Source organism: Burkholderia sp. SRS-25, from assembly GCF_004343765.1.
Classification (GTDB): domain Bacteria; phylum Pseudomonadota; class Gammaproteobacteria; order Burkholderiales; family Burkholderiaceae; genus Burkholderia; species Burkholderia contaminans.
On record NZ_PTXM01000003.1, the window covers coordinates 377,949 to 395,986 of the forward strand.

Here is an 18,038-nt window from a genome sequence, read left to right on the forward strand (position 1 = left end):
GCCCTTTTTCCCCGGAACCGCCCATGAGCGAACTACGCATCCACGGCCTGTCCAAATCGTTCGGATCGCATACCGTCCTGCACGACATCGACCTCACGGTGCGGCGCGGCTCGCGCCTCGCGCTGCTCGGCCCGTCCGGCAGCGGCAAGACGACCCTGCTGCGCGTGCTGTGCGGCTTCGAGCGCGCCGAGCGCGGCACCGTCGAAATCGACGGGCGCCGCGTGGCCGCGCCCGACGTGCACCTGCCGCCCGAACAGCGGCGGATCGGCTACGTGCCGCAGGAAGGCGCGCTGTTTCCGCATCTGTCGGTGGCCGACAACATCGCGTTCGGGTTGCCGCGTGCGGCGCGGCGCCGCCATCATCGCGTCGACGAATTGCTCGAGATGGTCGGGCTGCCCGCGTCGTATACGAGCCGTGCGCCGCAGCAACTGTCCGGCGGGCAGCAGCAGCGCGTCGCGCTCGCACGCGCGCTCGCGCCCGAACCGTCGCTCGTGATCCTCGACGAACCGTTCTCGGCGCTCGACACGTCGCTGCGCCACGAAACGCGCAGCGCAGTCGCCGATGCACTTGCCGCAGCCGGCGCGACATCGGTGCTCGTCACGCACGACCAGCCCGAAGCGATGACGCTCGGCGATGAAGTGGCCGTGATGTGGCATGGCCGGCTCGTGCAGACGGCCGCGCCGCAGACGCTGTATCGTCAGCCCGTCACGCGCGACGTCGCGTCGTTCGTCGGGCAGGCGGTGCTGCTCGCCGGCCGCGGGCGCGGCACGCACATCGCCTGCGCGCTCGGCGACCTGCCGCTCGTCGCGCCGCTGCCGTACGGGCCGGCCGATGCGATGCTGCGTCCCGAGCAGATCGGCATCGTGCCGCTCACGCACGCCGATACGGCGCGTGTCGAAGCCGCGCAGTTCGCGGGCCAGGACGCCGACGTGCTCCTGCGCCTCGATGCCGATGGCGACGTGCGCGTGCGCGCACGCGTGCCGGGACACCGGTGTCCGGCCGTCGGCGAACGTGTCGCACTGGTGGTGGATGGCGCGGTGATGGCGTACGCGTGCTGAGCGGCGTGGCACGCCGCTACGCGCTTTTCCTCACGTTCACCCGCGTTCAGGCATCGGCGCAGCCCGCATCCGGCAGCGGCCGGAACGTCCGGCCCTCCGTCTCGACCGCCGCGCCCAGCAGCCGCGCGAGCCCCTTCGCGCCTTCACGCATCACGACGTCGTGATTCCATCGGAACAACGGGCGACCGAGCCACTCCAGCCGGTTCATCCAGCGCAAGCGTGTGCAGATGTGCCAGTCATAGCGCACGATCGTACGGGCGCCGTCGGCAATGAACGACCAGCATCCGTCGCCTTCGATCGCGCCGCTCGCACGGCCTTCGAGCACATGCGGCGGCTCGACGCGTCGCACGCGCATGTCGAAGGTCAGCCGGTACGGCAGCGCCCCCTTCCACGTGTACCGGTGCAGTGCGCCGACGCCGCGCGCATCGCCCGGCTCGATCTCGACGGTGCGCACGGCGCCCTTCCACCAGTCGGGCCAGCGGTCGACCTGGTAGATCGCGTCCCACACCGCCGCGAGCGGCGCGTCCACGCGCCAGATCGTCGAGAACCGGTATTCCGCCATGCAGCCTCCGGCATGCCCGTCACGGACATGATTCAGCGCACCGCTCAGGGTGCGAAGAAACGTTCGGGAAACGCGACGTCGATCTCGACGTCGTCGAGCGTCACGGTTTCGAGCGGCACGTCGTCGCCGTCCGCGAAGCTGAGGACCTTCAGCGGAAAGCCGTCCTCGGTATCGAGCCACAGCCGGTAGCGATGCACGCCGTCGACGGCATGCGCGGGCGCGCCCGTGACCGACACGCGCAGCGCAGTGCGGCCGCCGACGGCCTCCTCGCCTTCGGTCACCGTCGCGCCGCCTTCCTGCAGCGCATGGACGTTGCGCAGCAGTTCGCCGACGTCCGACCGGTCGACCCGGTGGCCGCTGCGGTCGCGCACGAGCGGATTGGAAGGCGACAGCGTCAGCGCGGGCGGCGCATGCGCGCCGAACGGACGCAACCGCACCTTGCCGTCGCCGGGATCGTACGCGAGCACCGCGCCGTGATGCGGCGACACGAAATCCATCCGGACGAAGCCCGGTTTCAGGTACGCGTAACGGATCTCGGTGCGCTCGCCGCCGCGCGCGGACGAGCGGATCGTCGCGCGATACGAGCGGACGTGGTCGAAATGCGCCTGCGCGACGGTCACGGGATCGGCGGTCATGCTCGCTCCTATCAGGCTCGCGGCCAGCAACGCGGCGATCACGGCGCCGCCTCGACATCGAGCACGCCTTCCATCCCGCGCTCGCGATGGCTCCTGAAAAACAGCAGCCGATGCGTGCAATAGTAGGCGAACCGGCCCGGCTGCGACGGCGTGAAGCGAAACGTCTTCGGCGTCGTGCCGAGCTCGGTGCGCACCGCGATGCCAGCCTGCGGCGCATCGATTTCGAAGCTGTGCGGCACCGGGCCGGGCTCCGCCGACACCGTCAACTCGACCGGCACGTGCGCCCGCACGATCACGTGGTTCGGTCGGAAGAAATAGCTGCCGCCGACGATCGCCACCCGTTGCACGCCGTCGGCGTCGACCGGTACGCGCAGCGGCGCGTCACCGTCCGCCTGCGCAAGCGCCGTGCCCGCGGCGAGCGCCGCCAGCACCAGCATCGGCACGAGCCCCTTCGTCATCGTCGTCTTCATCACGTGCTCCCTGCCGGCGCCGCGCGCGTCACCCCTTCCACGCATCGGTCGGGCCGCCTAGCGCGCCGCACGCGTCGATCGCGAGTTCGCGCAGGCGCCGTTCGTCGCCCTGGCCGGACAATGCGTAGCCCATCCCGCGATCCGACCAGAAATAGGTGTAGCGGCCGGCGGCCGACATCGCCTGCGGCGCGAGACGCCGTGTGTCGTAGGCCGTCATGTACAGCGTCACGCGCTCGCCGTCCGCGCGCTGATACATGAGTTGCGCGGCCGGCCCCGCTTCGCCGGGGAGCAGCCGGCCGCCGAGCAACCGGTAACCGTATTCGTCAAGCGACGGCGCACGCACGGGCCGCCCGAGACGCGCGGACAGCCACGCGACGAGATGGTCGGGGTCGCCCGCGCCGACCTCGACCGGATGGTCGCGGTCGGCCACGTACGTCGCATAGGCGACATCCGCACGCGCGGCGAACGCCGGTTCACCGCCGAACGCCACCCAGCCCGCATGCAGCGCGACACCGATCAGCAGCCCGGCCGCGAGCCCCGCGAACGCATAGGCGATCCCGCGCCGGCGCGGCGCCCGGCGTTGCACGAACAGCGCGGGCGCGGCGGCCGGCAGTGGGAACAGCGCCTGCAGCGCATCGCGCTGCGCTCGATAGTGCGCGAGTCGTTCGGCCTCCTCCGGATCGGCCAGCACGCGCTCGAGCACCTCGCGACGCTCGTGCCCGGACAGCTCGCCGTCCAGCAACGCGGACAGCAGTTGCGCCGACGCATCGTCATCCCGCTCGTTCGAAGGCTTGTGCGGATCGTCCATCATGTCTTCCCGATCACCCGTAATGCAGCCGTACCGTGCGCCGGCGGCTCGTCGGACAACAGCGCGCGCATATGGCCGCGCGCCCGTGCAAGCCGCGACATCACCGTCCCCACCGGGACGCCGAGCACCTCCGCGGCATCGCGATAGCTCAATTCCTCGAGCGCGACCAGCAGCAGCACCTCGCGCTGTTCGACCGGCAGCCGGTACAGCGCACGCTGCACGTCGCGCAGCACCAGCCCGCCGATTTCGCCGGCCGGTGCAGCCATCGTCTGCCACGGCGCCGTCGCATCGTCGACCGCGATCTCGTGCCGTGCGCGCAACTGGTCGATGAAGCGGTGCCGCAGCAGCGTCAGCAGCCATGCGCGCAGGTTGCCGCCGTCGCGCGGCGGGCGGTTCAGCGCTCGCTCGAGCGTGTCCTGCACGAGATCGTCTGCCCAGGCCCGGTCACCCGTCAGCGCGCGCGCATAACGCGTGAGATGCGGCAACCACACCAGCAGATCCGATTCGTAGCTCATCAGGATGCCTCGCGCACCGCCCCACCGCCCCACCGCCCGTCGTCACGGTCGCGCGACGTGCCACATGCCGCCGATCCCGTCGCCGCCCGCGTCGCCGGGCTTGTGATCGAGCTTCCAGCGATACAGCGGGCGCCCGCGGTACGCCCATTGCTTGCCGCCGTCGTCACGCGTGACGACACTCAGCGCGCCCGTTGCCTTGTCGTACGCGTCGGCAAGCGCAGGCGGCCAGTTCGTCGCGCACGCGCGGTCGCACGCGCTCTTGCCGGGCGCATCGCGATCGAACACGTACAGCGTCATGTGATCTTCGTCGACCAGCTTTCCATCGCCGGCTCGCGGTGGTTCCGCGGCGGCCGGCCGTACGATTGCCACCGTCAGCGCGGCGGCGACGAGTATCCGTTTCATGCCCTTTCTCCTTGACACGGCATCGCGACACGGCGGCACCGGCCGGGATGATCGGTTTCGTCACGACCATTATCCCGCCGGCCGGCGCTACCGGGATTCGGTATGTAAACGGATGGAGGCGACCGGTTATTCCACGCCGGCCGGCAAGCGTCGTCTTCGGCGGCGGCAGCCATTCGTGCGGCGAAAGAAAAATGGGGCACCAAAAGACAACGCGGCATGACATTGCTGTCATGCCGCGTCGTGCGGCCCGTTGCGCACGGCGGCCGATCCGGCTCCGCCGTGCGTGCGCGGCCGGTTACTTCGGCAGTGCGCCCGCGAGCGACTGGAGCAGCGACGACACCGGCGCGAGCGGGTTGCCCGGCGCGCTGTTGCCCGAATGCGGCGTGACCGACAGGCCCGGCGCGGAGCCGAGCGCCGTGCCCACCGTCGTGCCGACCGCGTTGACGACCGTCGCCGTCGCGTTGGCGCCCGTCGTCAGCAGCGAGCCGACTGCGCCCGCCGTGCCGCCTGCCGCGTTCGCGCCCGAGCCGAGCAGGCTGCCGCCGGCCGCTGCCGTCGAACCGGCCGCGCCCGTCAGCGCGCCGGCCGCCTGCCCGAGTGCGACCGGACCGTTCGCGAGCGCGCCCGTCACCGAACCGAGCGCACCGGTCAGTGCGCCCGCCGGGTTGCTGCCGCCCGTCAGGCCGCTCACGAGGTTCGTGATCGGGGCGATCGGGCTGTTGCCCGCCGCGCCCGACAACGTGCCGACGACCTGGTTCACGACGCCTTGCACCGGCGCCAGCGGGTTCGAGCCGCCGAGGTTGCCGAGTGCGCCCACGACGGAGCCGACCGCGTTACCCAGTGCGTTCGTGGCCGTGCCGACCGCATTGTTGTTGCTGAGCGTGCCGACGACCCGGTTCACGACACCCTGCACCGGCGCCAGCGGGTTCGAGCCGCCGAGGTTGCCGAGTGCGCCCGTCACCGAGCCGAGTGCACCGGTCGGCAGTGCGTTCTGCAGGCCGCTGACGAGGTTCGTGATCGGCGCGATCGGGCTGCCGCCACCGGCGCCGGACAGCGTGCCGACGACCTGGTTCACGACGCCTTGCACCGGCGCCAGCGGGTTCGAGCCGCCGAGCGCACCCGTCACCGAGTTCAGCGCGTTCGTCAGCCCACCGGCCGGATCGTTGCCGAGCGTGCCTGCGAGTTGCGTAACGACACCTTGCACCGGCGCAAGCGGGCTCCCCGCGCCACCGACGTTGCCGAGCGTGCCCGTGATCGTGTTGACCGCATTGCTCAGCGCGCCGGCCGGGTTACCGCTGCCGAGCGTACCCGTGACCTGGTCGACGACGCTCTGGATCGGCGCCAGCGGGTTCGAGCCGCCGCCAATGCCGCCCAGTGCGCCCGTCACCGTGCCGAGTGCGCCGGTCAGTGCGCCAGCCGGGTTGCCGCTGCCGAGCGCGCCAGTGACCTGGTTCACCACGCCTTGGACCGGTGCCAGCGGGTTCGAACCGCCGCCGATACCGCCTAGTGCGCCCGTCACCGTGCCGAGTGCGCCGGTCAACGCACCCGCCGGGTTTCCGCCACCGAGCGCGCCCGTTACTTGATTGACGACACCTTGAACCGGTGCCAGCGGGTTCGAACCGCCGCCGATACCACCCAGTGCGCCCGTTACTTGATTCACCACGCCCTGAACCGGAGCCAGCGGATCCGCGCCGCCGCCGAGAGCGCCCAATGCGCCCAGCGCCCCCGTCACGTTGCCAATCGCACCGGTCACCGTGCCTGCCGGATTGCCGGCACCCAGTTCACTCGCCACCGTACCGAGTGCCCCCGTCAACGCGCTGGCCGGGTTACCGTTATTGAGCGCCGTCGTTACTTGATTGACGACGCCTTGAACTGCGCCCAGCGGGTACGACCCGCCGCCGACATTACCCAGCGCACCGGTCACCGTGCCGAGTGCACCCGTCAACGCACCCGCCGGGTTGCCGCTACCGAGCGCCCCCGTTACTTGATTCACGACACCTTGTACCGGCGCCAGCGGGTTCGAGCCGCCACCGATGCCGCCCAGTGCGCCCGTCACCGTGCCGAGTGCGCCGGTCAGTGCACCAGCCGGGTTGCCGCCACCGAGCGCACCCGTTACTTGATTCACGACACCTTGTACCGGCGCCAGCGGGCTCGAGCCGCCGCCGATGCCGCCCAGTGCACCCGTCACCGTGCCGAGTGCGCCGGTCAGTGCGCCCGCCGGGTTGCCGCTGCCGAGCGCACCCGTCACTTGATTGACGACGCCTTGCACCGGCGCCAGCGGATTCGAACCCCCGCCGATACCGCCCAGTGCGCCCGTCACCGTGCCGAGTGCGCCGGTCAATGCACCAGCGGGGTTGCCGCCACCGAGCGCACCCGCTACTTGATTGACAGCACCTTGCACCGGCGCCAGCGGATCCGAACCACCGCCGATGCCACCCAGCGCACCCGTCACCGTGCCGAGGGCGCCGGTCAGTGCGCCTGCCGGATTGCCGCTACCGAGAGCGCCCGTGACCTGGCTCACGACACCTTGAACCGGTGCCAGCGGATTCGAGCCGCCGCCGACATTACCCAGTGCCCCCGTTACCGTGCCAACCGCATTGCTCAGCGTCCCCGTCGCCGTATTCAGCGCACCGGTCAACGCACCCGCCGGGTTGCCGCCGCCCAACGCACCCGTCACCTGATTCAGCACACCCTGGACCGGCGCGAGCGGCTGCACCGTGCCGCCGCCACCGCCAAGTGCGCCGGTCACCGCCCCCACGGCGCCCGACAGTACCTGGCCGGGATCGCCCAGCGACGTCTGGATCGCGCCCGCCCCGCCTGCCGCCACGGTGACCGAGCCCAGCGGCGACGTACCCGTCGCGACCAACCCGACCGACACGCTGTTCGTCGGCGGGTTGACGATCACTTGCGGAATCGGCAGCGCATCAAGGGCCCCCGCCATCGCGGAACCCGAAGCCAGTACCCCGAACACCGTCGCGACCGACAGCGCTGCACCCGTCAATTTCAGATTGTGTCCCATCTTTATTTTCCCCATCTCGGTTGGCACAACGTTGATAAAGCATGGGGACGGATTGCACGAAGTGTGCCAATTCGAAAAACAGGATTGATTCGTCTGTCTATTGACCTTCAATAACGCTTTTTTAATCGATTTCAGACGAAATTCACGGCATTGGCGCCGCAATCATCTGATGAAAAAGGCCGATGGAACACGGATGTAACGTAACGTTTGCGAGCCCCTCGGTAACGTGTTCCGGTACATTCCGCGTAACACCGGAGCATCCGCTGCAACGGCGCGTCACACCGTCACGAGCGGCCGCACTTTACGCATTTCAGCAATATGAAAATTCATTGCTCAATCGCCGATTTTCTGATTTTCTTTATTTCGCGATTATCTTTCTCGACGATTACGCAGATCATTTCCGATTGCGCGATTTCCGATGATTCGGATAGCAAAATGAAACATTGTGAACGCCGGCGCGCGCGACGCAGTGCGCGCCGCCGGATCAGCCGAAGCGCGCGGGCCGGTACGGATGGGGATCGATATAGGTCGGCGCGCCCGTCATCATTTCGGCGAGCAGGCGTCCGGTTGCGGGGCCGAGCGTAAGCCCGTGGTGACAATGGCCGAACGCGAACCACAGGTGCCGATGGCGCGGCGCAGGCCCGATCACCGGGCGCATGTCGGGCGTGCACGGCCGCATCCCGAGCCATGGTTCGGGATCGAGCCGCTCGCCGATGCCGAATGCATCGCGCGCCAGCGGCTCGGCGCGCGCGAGCTGCACACCGGACGGCGGTGCGCCGCGCAGCGCGATCTCGACGCCGGTCGTGAGCCGCAGGCGGCCGCCGTCCATCGGCGCGACGACGAAGCCTGCCTCGGTATCGCACACGGGCACGTTCAACGGCGCGCGCGTGGGCCGGTAATGCATGTGGTAGCCGCGTTTCGCGCGCAGCGGAATCCGGTAACCAAGCGGCTCGAAGACGTGATCGGACCACGGCCCGAGCGCCACCACGGCCGAGCGCGCCGAGATCGGCCCGTGCTCGGTACCGACCTGCCAGCCGTCATCGACCTGCACGAGCGTCCTGGCATCGCCGAGCGCGAACGTGCCGCCGTCGCGCTCGAACAGCCGCGCGTAGGCCTTGGTCAGCCCGCCCGGACTCGACACGGTCTTCGGGTCCTGCCAATGGAATGCGCCGCAGAACGCGTCGCCGATACCGGGCTCGCGCGCCAGCAACGCACCCGCGTCGAGCACGGTCATCCGCAGCCCGTGCGCGTCGGCCACGCGCCGCTGCGCGCGCGTTTCCGCATCGAACAGCGCGGGCGAACGGAACGCCTCGATCCACCCGCCGTCGTGCACGAGCGGCTGGGCATCGGTGCGCGCGAGCAGCGCGTCGTGCTCGACGACGCTCGCCGCGACGAGCGGCAACAGGTCGCGCGCGGCGGCCGCGAGCCGCTGCGGCGACGATTCGCGCCAGAAGCGCGCGAGCCAGCCCGCATACGCGGGCAGCGCGCGGTAGTCCCAGTAGAGATCGACCGAGCGGTTGCGCGCATAGCGCAGCAGCGTGCCGAGCCGGCGCGGAAACGCGTACGGCACGACCGACGAGCGCTCGATCAGCCCCGCATTGCCGTGGCTCGTTTCCTCGCCGGGCGCGCGCCGGTCGACGAGCGCGACGCGCAGCCCGCGATCCTGCAGATGCAGCGCCGACGACACGCCGACGATGCCGGCCCCCAGAACGATGACGTCGAAGTCCATGATTCCCCGTACTGCGTCGAGATTCGATGCGGCACGCGCCGGCGCGGCGGCCGGCGCGCGCCGGTGCTTACTTCGCGACGATGTCGCGCTTGAAGTACTTCTGCGACAGCGCACTGAGCGTGCCGTCCTTCTTCAGCGCGTCGAGCGCGCCGACGATCTTCGCCTGCAGCGCCTTGTCGCTCTTGCGCATTCCAAAGCCCGTGCCTTCGCCGAGCGTCGCCGGATCCTTCAGCGGCTCGCCGACGATCTGGTAGTCGCGGCCGGCCGGCTTGTCGAGGAAACCGTCCTGCGCGGTCTGCGCTTCCTGCACGGCCGCGTCGAGACGACCCGCGACGAGATCCGCATAGATCTGGTCCTGATCCTGGTACGACACGACGGCCACACCCGCTGTGGCCCAGTGCGCCTTCAGGAAATCCTCCTGCGACGAGCCCTGCAGCACGCCGACGTGCTTGCCGCGCAGGCTCGCGACGTCAGGCCGCAGCGGCGAGCCGTGCCTGGCGATCATCACGATCGGCACCACGTAGATCGCCGGCGTGAAGTCGATGCTCTGCCGGCGCTTCGACGTGATGTTCATCGCCGAGTTGATCGCATCGAACTTGCGCGCCTGCAACGCCGGGATCAAGCCGTCGAACGCATTCTCGACCCACACGCATTTCATGTTCAGCTTCGCGCACACCGCGTTGCCGATGTCGACGTCGAAACCCTGCAGCTGGCCGGCCGGCGTCTTGCTCTCGAACGGCGGATACGCGGCTTCGATCCCGAAGCGCAACGTGGTCTGTTCCGCATGGGCCGTGACGGCCACGCAGGCAAGCGCCGCAGCGGCGCAAAGGGAGAGCTTCCAGTTCATGACGGTCCTTCCGTTCTGGATTGAGGCGATGAAGATCGGTACACGATGGCCCGGGTCGGGCGCCGGATCGGCATTCGAAGCAGGCAACCACCGCCCTGCGACGTGTCGTGTCCTGCACGCGAAATATAGACTCAAAGTCTACTATAGACTATAGGGGATACGAGAATCGTGCCCCGATATGCGACGTCCAGAATTCGCTAGGTATCCGGAATGACCTTGATTTACCGGTGTTTTTTTCGATTCTCGCGACGACGCCAAGTCTCGAAAAGAAAAGTCCTCCAGATTTTGTTTGTCTATATTAGACTTTTCGTCCATCACGAACACCGCCGGACACCGTCAATTGAGACGGCCCTGTCCGGCCCCGACCGGAGATGTCCCCATGACGCAAACCGTCCCGACCCCGCCGCTGACCGTCGACGAAGCCGCAGTGCGCGCGGCCCTGCCGTCGCTCGACGTGCTCGGTACGCTGCGCAGCATGTTCGCGTCGCTCGCCGCGGCGCGCGCGGTGCAGCCGCCGCAAACGCTGACGCTGTTTCCCGACCAGGCCGGCGACTTCATCACGTATCTCGGCGCGCTCGCCGACGCGCAGGTATTCGGCGCGAAGCTGTCGCCGTATGTCGTGTCGGGCGGCAAGCCTGACGGGAAACCCATCGTCACCGCCTGGACCGCGCTGATGTCGATGCGCACGGGCCAGCCGCTGATGTGGTGCGACGCGGGGCTGCTGACCGTCGAGCGCACGGCCGGCACGACCGCGCTCGCGGTCGACTGCCTCGCGCCGCGCGACGCGCGCCGTCTCGCGATCGTCGGCGCGGGCGCGGTCGGCCTCGCGCACTTGCGGCACACGGCGGGCTTGCGCGACTGGGAGACGATCCGCATGTACTCGCCCGCGCTTGCCGGCGACGCGGCGCAGCAGGCGACGCTCGCGCAGCTCGATCCGCGTGCACGCGCCGCGGCGAGCGTCGAAGCCTGCGTGCGCGACGCGGACGTCGTGATGCTGTGCACGTCGTCGGGCACGCCCGTGCTCGGCGACGGGATGCTCACGCGCCCCGCGCTCGTCACGTCGATCAGCACGAACGTTGCACGCGCACACGAAATCCCGCCCGCCTGGCTGCCCGACATGGATGTGTACTGCGACTACCGGCACACGACACCCGCGAGCGCCGGCGAGATGCAGATCGCGGCAGCCGAGCACGGCTGGGACGCCGCGCGGATCGCCGGCGACCTGCCCGCGCTCGTCGTCGGCACCTGCCCGGCACCGTCGTACGCCCGTCACGCATTCTTCCGCTCGATCGGCCTCGGGCTCGAAGACATCGCGATCGCGCACGCGCTGTACATGCACCTGGCACGCGTATGAGCGGCACGCGCGCGCGGGGCCGATACAATGGCGCAACCGCCGCGGCGGCCGCGCGCGGGCGCACGGGCATGCCGGCCAACGGTGCGCCGGCACGCCGGCCCGATGCGCTGCCCGGCCCCCGCCCACCCGAGATGGCGAACCCGATGCGCAAGAAGAAATCCCCCGTCAAAGACCTGCTGCTCACCCGCTATGCGCCGATCGCCGACGGTATCGCCGCGCTGTTCTTCCCGTACGCGGAAGTCGTGATCCACGACCTGCACGACCAGACCGTGCTGTATCTCGCGAACAACCTGTCGAAGCGCGAGGTCGGCGACGATTCCGCGCTCGAGGAAATCGACCATTCCGCGCGCGAACGCGTGATCGGCCCGTACGAGAAGCTGAACTGGGACGGCCGCCGCATGCGCTGCGTCAGCAACGTACTGTTCGACGACGAAGGCCACCCGGCCGGAATGATGTGCATCAACTTCAACATCGCGGTGTTCGACGAGGTGCGCGCGACGCTCGACCTGTTCATCAAGGGCGCGGGCGTCGTCGCGCAGCCGGACGAGCTGTTCCGCGACGACTGGCAGGAGCGCATCAACACGTTCCTGCACGGCTGGCTGCGTGAGCGGCAGGTCGGGCTGAACGGGCTCACGCGCGAGCACCGGCGCGAGCTCGTCGAAGCCCTTTACGCGGAGGGCGCGTTTCGCGGCAAGAGCGCGGCGAACTACGTCGCGAACGTGCTCGGGATGGGCCGCGCGACGGTCTACAAGCACCTCAAGCACCTGAAGGAAACGCAGGGCGATGCTTGAGCGCAATACGTCGCGGGCCGGTGCGCCGCAACGCGCGGCGGCGGCGGCCATCGGCAATCGCTATCGGGGCACCGCTTCCGTGTCTATGCTTCGTGATACGCCGGGCGCCCGTTTCACCCGGTCGCCGGGCAAGACGAAGCGTCGAAGCACAAAGTGATATAGTCCCAGTTACACTTTTTTGCTGCCCGGAACCGCCCATGACGACCGCTCCCGCCCCGACTGCCCGCCCGACCCTCACCGTCGAAATCTGGTCCGACCTGATCTGCCCGTGGTGCTGGATCGGCAAGCGCCGCTTCGATGAGGCGCTCGCCGCGTTCGCGCACGCCGACCGCGTCGACGTCGCGCTGCGCGCGTACCGGCTGATGCCCGGCCAGCCCGTCGAGCCGGTCGAGGCAATGCTCGGCGGCAAGTACCGGATGTCGCCCGCGCAGGTCGACCAGATGCTGCGCCAGGTCACCGATGCGGCCGCGAGCGTCGGGCTGCGCTACGACCTGCCCGGCACGCTCGTCGGCGACACGCTCGATGGCCACCGGCTCGTGAAGCTCGCGGAAGCGACGGGCCGCGCACACGCGCTGACCGAGCGGCTGTACCGCGCGTATTTCTGCGAGCACGGGTCGCTGTTCGATCACGCCGAGCTGACCGAATTCGCGGTCGAGGCCGGACTCGAGCGCTCGGCCGTCGAAGCCGTGCTGCGCAGCGACCTGTACCGCGCCGAAGTCGAAGCCGACGTCGCCCGCGCCGCGCAGATCGGCGGGCGCGGCGTGCCGCTGTTCGTGTTCGGCGGCCGTTACGCGGTGTCGGGCGCGCAACCGGCCGACGCGTTCGCGCAGGCGCTCGACCAGGCATGGCGCGACGGCATCGTCGAACTCGACGGTGGCGACGCGGCCGCGTGCGGCCCCGATGGCTGCGAGTTGCCGACGCGCTCGTAACGCCGGTCGCATCCATCATCACGCGCGCCCCGCCCGGACGCGCGACTACGCTTCGCTGCTGCCACAAACCGGCAGGAAGCCCGCGCCGATGGCGTCTACAATGCAGCCTTCAAATAGCTATCAGTAGGCGGCAAGCCCATGACCCACGGGATTCACGGCGAGAAGCGCTGGTATGCGCTGATCGTCCTCTGCCTCGGCGTGCTGATGATCGTGCTCGACAGCACGATCGTGAACGTCGCACTGCCGTCGATCAGCACCGACCTCCATTTCACCGAGACGGCCCTAGTGTGGGTCGTCAACGCGTACCTGCTGACGTTCGGCGGCTGCCTGCTGCTCGGCGGGCGGCTCGGCGACCTGTACGGCCAGCGGCGCATGTTCCTTGCCGGCCTCGTCGTCTTCACGCTCGCGTCGCTCGCGTGCGGGCTCGCGCAATCGCAGGCGATGCTGATCGCCGCGCGCGCGGTGCAGGGAATCGGCGGCGCGGTCGTATCGGCCGTCGCGCTGTCACTGATCATGAATCTCTTCACCGAACCCGGCGAACGCGCCCGCGCGATGGGCGTGTACGGCTTCGTCTGCGCGGGCGGCGGCAGCATCGGCGTGCTGCTCGGCGGGCTGCTGACGAGCTCGCTGTCGTGGCACTGGATCTTCCTCGTCAACCTGCCGATCGGCATCGCGGTCTATGCGATGTGCGTCGCGCTGCTGCCGCGCCTGCGCGCGCCGGCCGGCAACGCACGACTCGACGTCGCGGGCGCGATCACCGTGACTGCGTCGCTGATGCTGGCCGTCTACGGGATCGTCGGCGGCAACGAAGCCGGCTGGCTGTCGACGCAGACCGTCGCACTGATCGGCGCTGCGGTCGCGCTGCTCGCGCTGTTCATCGCGATCGAGGCGCGCGCCGCGCATCCGCTGATGCCGCTCTCGCTGTTCTCGTCGCGCAACGTCGCGCTCGCGAACGTGATCGCCGTGCTGTGGGCGGCCGCGATGTTCGCGTGGTTCTTCCTGTCCGCGCTGTACATGCAGCGCGTGCTCGGCTACCGGTCGCTGCAGGTCGGCCTTGCATTCCTGCCGGCGAACCTGATCATGGCCGCGTTCTCGCTCGGGCTGTCCGCGCGGATCGTGATGCGCTTCGGCATCCGCGGCCCGATCGCGGCCGGCCTGCTGATCGCGGCGTGCGGCCTCGCACTGTTCTCGCGTGCGCCGGTGGACGGCGGCTTCGTCTGGCATGTGCTGCCCGGCATGACGCTGCTCGGCATCGGCGCGGGCGTCGCGTTCAACCCGGTGCTGCTCGCCGCGATGAGCGACGTCGATCCGTCCGATTCCGGGCTCGCGTCGGGAATCGTCAACACCGCGTTCATGATGGGCGGCGCGCTCGGCCTCGCCGTGCTCGCGAGCCTCGCGGCCGCCCGCAGCGACGCGCTCGCGGCAGCGAATGCCGCGCCGCTCGACGCGCTGAACGGCGGCTACCATGCGGCCTTCGCGTTCGGCGCGGCGTTCGCCGCCGTCGCTGCGCTGATCGGCCTCGCGCTGCGCATCCGGCAGCAGGGTGCGGTCGAGGGCGTCGGCCCCGCGATGCACTGACCCGGGGGTCAGCGGCTGGTGGCATCGACCGCCGCCATCGAACCAGGGTGCGCACTGTCGCGCCCTTTTTTATACCTGCCAGGCCTCGTACCCGCTTCACCGGGCGTTTCGGGCTGATCGGTCGCGAAGAGAACGGCCATCACGCCCCTCGCTCTGCTCAAACGCCCGTTTTACTTTGGGCTCGATGCCCGCCCCACGGGCTTTCCTCTTCGATTTTTAACGCAGTCGTACATCCACGCGCCACATTTGCGACAATGGCGGACTTTGACGCGCGCCGCGGCCGCGCGCCGCCGCCGAACATCGCACAACCGTCGCCCCATAACCGCCTGCTTCCGATGTCGCTTCCCCATATCGACCTGCTGTACTCGTTGTCCGGCCTGTTCGTCGGCATCCTCGTCGGCCTGACGGGCGTTGGCGGTGGTTCGTTGATGACGCCGATCCTCGTGCTGCTGTTCGGCGTCCACCCTGCAACGGCGGTCGGCACCGATCTGCTGTACGCGGCCGCGACCAAGGCCACCGGCACCCTCGTCCACGGCCTGAAAGGGTCGATCGACTGGCGCATCACGGGCCGGCTCGCGGCGGGCAGCGTCCCGGCCGCGGCCATCACGCTGTGGTGGCTGCATACGCACGGGATGAACGCGCCGGGTACCGCGCGGATGATCCAGCTCGTGCTCGGCGTCGCGCTGCTGCTCACGTCGCTCGCGCTCATCTTCCGGCCGCAGCTCACCGCGTTCGCCGCGCGCAACCCACTTGCACCGAGCCCCGCGCGCACGCTGTGGTCGACCGTACTGACGGGCGCCGTGCTCGGCGTGCTCGTGTCGATGACGTCGGTCGGTGCCGGCGCGATCGGCGTGACGGTGCTCCTGCTGCTGTATCCGGCGCTCGCGACGACCCGCATCGTCGGCTCCGACATCGCGCACGCGGTGCCGCTCACGCTCGTCGCGGGCATGGGCCACTGGCTGCTCGGCTCGGTCGACTGGTCGATGCTGCTGTCGCTGCTGCTCGGCTCGCTGCCCGGTATCGTGCTCGGCAGCTTGCTGTCGGCGCGCGCGCCCGAACGGCTGCTGCGCAACCTGCTCGCCTCGACGCTCGTCGCGGTCGGCATCCGGCTCGTGCTGGCGTAACACACGGCGCGCACGCCCTGTCCTCGACGGTTTGACGCCATTTCGCGGCCGGCGCACGACGCGCCGGCCCATCACCCTCCGCAAATGAAAACAGCCCGACCGGCCTGCGCCGATCGGGCTGTCGTCCATCCGGGGCGGCGCGAGCCGCCCGTGCCGCTTACTGCCCCTGCTGCTGCAACTTCTGCTGCTTGAGCTGCTGCGTGCGCATCTGCAGCTTCAGCACGCGCTGCAGCGCAGTGCGGTTGGCCAGGATGCCGTCGTAGAAGTTGGCGAGATCGCCCTTCAGCGCGGTCCGCGACGCGTCGTTCAGGTAGATCATGTGGCCCGACGGGTAGTTCTTGATCGTCAGGTTCTGCGCCTTGAGCGTCGGGTCGAGCGGCATCTGCGCGAGCGTCAGCTCCGTCTGGTGGAACGGCGTGACGGCGTCGAAATAGCCGTTTGCCGACAGCACCTTCAGGTCCGGGTTCACGCTCATCGTCGACGCCAGATCGCCCGCCGTGTACAGCGTATTGCCGCCGCCCTTGTTCGCGCCGGTCGGATCGGTATGGCTGAAGTCCCAGTTGTTGAAGACCTGGTCGTTCAGGTCCACGAACGACGACGTCGACGTGTACTTGAGGTCGGTGTTGATGTAGCTGTTCCACAGCACCGTGTACGCGCCGCCCACGTTCGTGATCGACGGATCGTTGCTGCCCGAGTTCGGCAGGATGTACGGCGCGATGCCCTTGCCCGTGAAGTTCGCGCGACCGTCGTACTGGCCGATCTGCGTACCCGGCACGAGCGTCAGGAAGAACGTGTACGGCGGGTTGTCGTCCGACGACGGCACGTTGCCGAGCGCGGCCGGGTTGCCGAAGGTCTGGATCAGCGACGTCGGGTCCGTGCCGATGTACGCGCCCATCTGCTGCGCGGTCTGCAGGTTCAGGTTCAGCCGCACGTTCACGAAGCCGCCGTCCTGCGGGTTCGGCTTCTGCGCGAGCGGCGCGAGCGTGTTGTCCGCGTAGTTGCGGGCCTGGACCATGTATGCGTCGAGGTCGGTCGGCGTCGGGTTGAGCGTCGTCTTCTTCCAGTAGAACGCGTCGGCCGCGAGCGTCGGGAACGTGCCCGGTGCGGACAGCGCGTTCGCGTAGTCGAGGATCGACGACTGCAGCGTGATCCCGTTCAGGTCGATGCCGTCCTCATGCAGCACCCACGACACGACCGCGCTGCGCGCGGTGCCGTACGACTCGCCGTACAGGAACTTCGGCGAATTCCAGCGCGAGTACTTGGTCAGGTAGCGCTGGATGAAGCGGTCGATCGACCGGGCGTCCTGGTCGGTGCCCCAGAAATCCTTGTTCTTCGCCGGGGCGATCGCCGCCGAGTAACCGGTGCCGACCGGGTTGATGAACACGAGATCGGTACGGTCGAGCAGGCTGTCCGGGTTGTCGAGCAGCTTGTACGGCGCGGGCGGCGTGAAGTTCGGGAATGACGACTGCAGGCGCTTCGGCCCGTACGAGCCGAGCAGCAGGTAGACCGACGACGAGCCGGGGCCGCCGTTGTAGAAGAACGTGACCGGGCGCGGCTTCGACGGGTCCGGATTGTCCTGTGTGTACGCGACGTAGAACATCTTCGCGTTCGGCGCCGACGTGACCGGATCGATCGTCGTCAGGTGGCCCGTGGTGGCCGTGTACTTGATGGCCTTGCCGCCGATCGTGACCGTACGGTGCACGACGGCCGCTCCTTCCGTGGAATCCGTGACCGCGTCGTTCGGCCCGGTGCCGTACACGTCGTTGTCGACGTACGGCTGGTCGGCCGCGGCGGCCGTTGCGTTGGTGTTGGCCGACGTGCTGGCGCCGGCCGACGTCGCGGCGGCGGCGGCGGCCGAAGCAGCCGGGCTCGCCCCGTCGTCGCCGCCGCACCCCGTGACGAGCAGCGCAGCGGCCGCGGCCGCCGCGAGCGGCACGCTCAGTGTCGTTCCGAATAGCGCGAAACCGTCTTTCAAGGACTTCCGTGTCGTCATTATTGCCTCTCGAACAGAACGATAAATACCGCCGGTCGCAAAGGATCATTTGCGCCGGCGCTCCGCACCGGGAATGCATTCGTTATGCGACGCACTCCGAGTTTTTTACCGGATCGATGAATATCGACCGGCATGATTTACCCCGCCCATATTTTTTGCGACCGCACAATGGAATCAATTCCATTGCGAACGACAATTCGATAATCCGCAGCAATACATATTCA

The 18,038-nt window shown here is 68.9% G+C and carries 16 protein-coding genes; 6 read left to right on the top strand and 10 right to left on the bottom strand.

The window, feature by feature from the left end:
• Positions 1 to 23: 23 nt before the first annotated feature.
• Positions 24 to 1,058 (top strand): ABC transporter ATP-binding protein, encoded by a 1,035-nt coding sequence (locus C5O79_RS04315; RefSeq protein WP_047851122.1) that lies wholly within the window; start codon positions 24 to 26, stop codon positions 1,056 to 1,058.
• Between the two features lie 46 nt (positions 1,059 to 1,104).
• Here the strand turns inward: C5O79_RS04315 and C5O79_RS04320 are convergent, their stop codons facing one another.
• The 9 genes from C5O79_RS04320 to C5O79_RS04365 form a co-directional block, all read right to left on the bottom strand.
• Positions 1,105 to 1,620, bottom strand: a complete 516-nt coding sequence (locus C5O79_RS04320) for an SRPBCC family protein (RefSeq protein WP_122473614.1) — start codon at positions 1,618 to 1,620, stop codon at positions 1,105 to 1,107.
• 44 nt (positions 1,621 to 1,664) lie between these two features.
• Positions 1,665 to 2,297 carry a DUF1571 domain-containing protein gene (locus tag C5O79_RS04325; protein ID WP_046545051.1) on the bottom strand — a complete coding sequence of 211 codons (633 nt, stop codon included), beginning with the start codon at positions 2,295 to 2,297 and terminating at the stop codon, positions 1,665 to 1,667.
• A complete protein-coding gene (locus C5O79_RS04330; RefSeq protein ID WP_122474504.1) occupies positions 2,294 to 2,713 on the bottom strand; it encodes a quinol oxidase in 420 nt (139 codons plus the stop codon). The genes C5O79_RS04325 and C5O79_RS04330 overlap by 4 nt, the downstream gene beginning before the upstream one ends.
• Before the next feature lie 40 nt (positions 2,714 to 2,753).
• Entirely contained in the window at positions 2,754 to 3,536 is a 783-nt protein-coding gene (locus tag C5O79_RS04335; protein ID WP_047850631.1) for an anti-sigma factor, read from the bottom strand.
• On the bottom strand, positions 3,533 to 4,048 hold the full coding sequence (locus tag C5O79_RS04340) for a sigma-70 family RNA polymerase sigma factor (protein WP_047850632.1): 516 nt from the start codon (positions 4,046 to 4,048) through the stop codon (positions 3,533 to 3,535). Before C5O79_RS04340 ends, C5O79_RS04335 begins: the two co-directional genes overlap by 4 nt.
• 42 nt (positions 4,049 to 4,090) lie before the next feature.
• Positions 4,091 to 4,450, bottom strand: coding sequence for a hypothetical protein (locus C5O79_RS04345; RefSeq protein ID WP_046545048.1), 360 nt, complete (start codon positions 4,448 to 4,450; stop codon positions 4,091 to 4,093).
• A 295-nt stretch (positions 4,451 to 4,745) separates the two neighbouring features.
• Positions 4,746 to 7,469, bottom strand: coding sequence for a hypothetical protein (locus C5O79_RS04350; RefSeq protein WP_122473613.1), 2,724 nt, complete (start codon positions 7,467 to 7,469; stop codon positions 4,746 to 4,748).
• Positions 7,470 to 7,953: 484 nt separating this feature from the next.
• Entirely contained in the window at positions 7,954 to 9,198 is a 1,245-nt protein-coding gene (locus C5O79_RS04360) for an FAD-binding oxidoreductase (RefSeq protein WP_122473612.1), read from the bottom strand.
• A gap of 67 nt (positions 9,199 to 9,265) precedes the next feature.
• Positions 9,266 to 10,045, bottom strand: a complete 780-nt coding sequence (locus tag C5O79_RS04365) for an ABC transporter substrate-binding protein (RefSeq protein WP_047850635.1) — start codon at positions 10,043 to 10,045, stop codon at positions 9,266 to 9,268.
• A gap of 379 nt (positions 10,046 to 10,424) precedes the next feature.
• Between C5O79_RS04365 and C5O79_RS04370 the strand changes: the two genes are divergently transcribed.
• The 5 genes from C5O79_RS04370 to C5O79_RS04390 all read left to right on the top strand — a co-directional run bounded on the left by C5O79_RS04370 (position 10,425) and on the right by C5O79_RS04390 (position 15,821).
• Entirely contained in the window at positions 10,425 to 11,399 is a 975-nt protein-coding gene (locus C5O79_RS04370) for an ornithine cyclodeaminase family protein (RefSeq protein WP_122473611.1), read from the top strand.
• Complete coding sequence (locus C5O79_RS04375; RefSeq protein ID WP_046545043.1) at positions 11,396 to 12,190, top strand: PAS domain-containing protein; 795 nt, start codon at positions 11,396 to 11,398, stop codon at positions 12,188 to 12,190. The genes C5O79_RS04370 and C5O79_RS04375 overlap by 4 nt, the downstream gene beginning before the upstream one ends.
• Before the next feature lie 197 nt (positions 12,191 to 12,387).
• The gene (locus C5O79_RS04380; protein ID WP_122473610.1) at positions 12,388 to 13,119 is read left to right on the top strand and encodes a DsbA family oxidoreductase; all 732 of its coding nucleotides are present in this window, start codon (positions 12,388 to 12,390) and stop codon (positions 13,117 to 13,119) included.
• 138 nt (positions 13,120 to 13,257) lie between these two features.
• The gene (locus C5O79_RS04385) at positions 13,258 to 14,697 is read left to right on the top strand and encodes a DHA2 family efflux MFS transporter permease subunit (RefSeq protein WP_131931191.1); all 1,440 of its coding nucleotides are present in this window, start codon (positions 13,258 to 13,260) and stop codon (positions 14,695 to 14,697) included.
• Between the two features lie 335 nt (positions 14,698 to 15,032).
• Positions 15,033 to 15,821: a sulfite exporter TauE/SafE family protein gene (locus C5O79_RS04390; RefSeq protein WP_046546292.1), complete on the top strand. Its 789-nt coding sequence runs from the start codon at positions 15,033 to 15,035 to the stop codon at positions 15,819 to 15,821.
• 157 nt (positions 15,822 to 15,978) lie between these two features.
• On the opposite strand, the gene C5O79_RS04395 is transcribed toward C5O79_RS04390, so the two are convergent.
• Complete coding sequence (locus tag C5O79_RS04395; RefSeq protein ID WP_047850638.1) at positions 15,979 to 17,814, bottom strand: peptidase S1; 1,836 nt, start codon at positions 17,812 to 17,814, stop codon at positions 15,979 to 15,981.
• Positions 17,815 to 18,038: the final 224 nt, after the last annotated feature.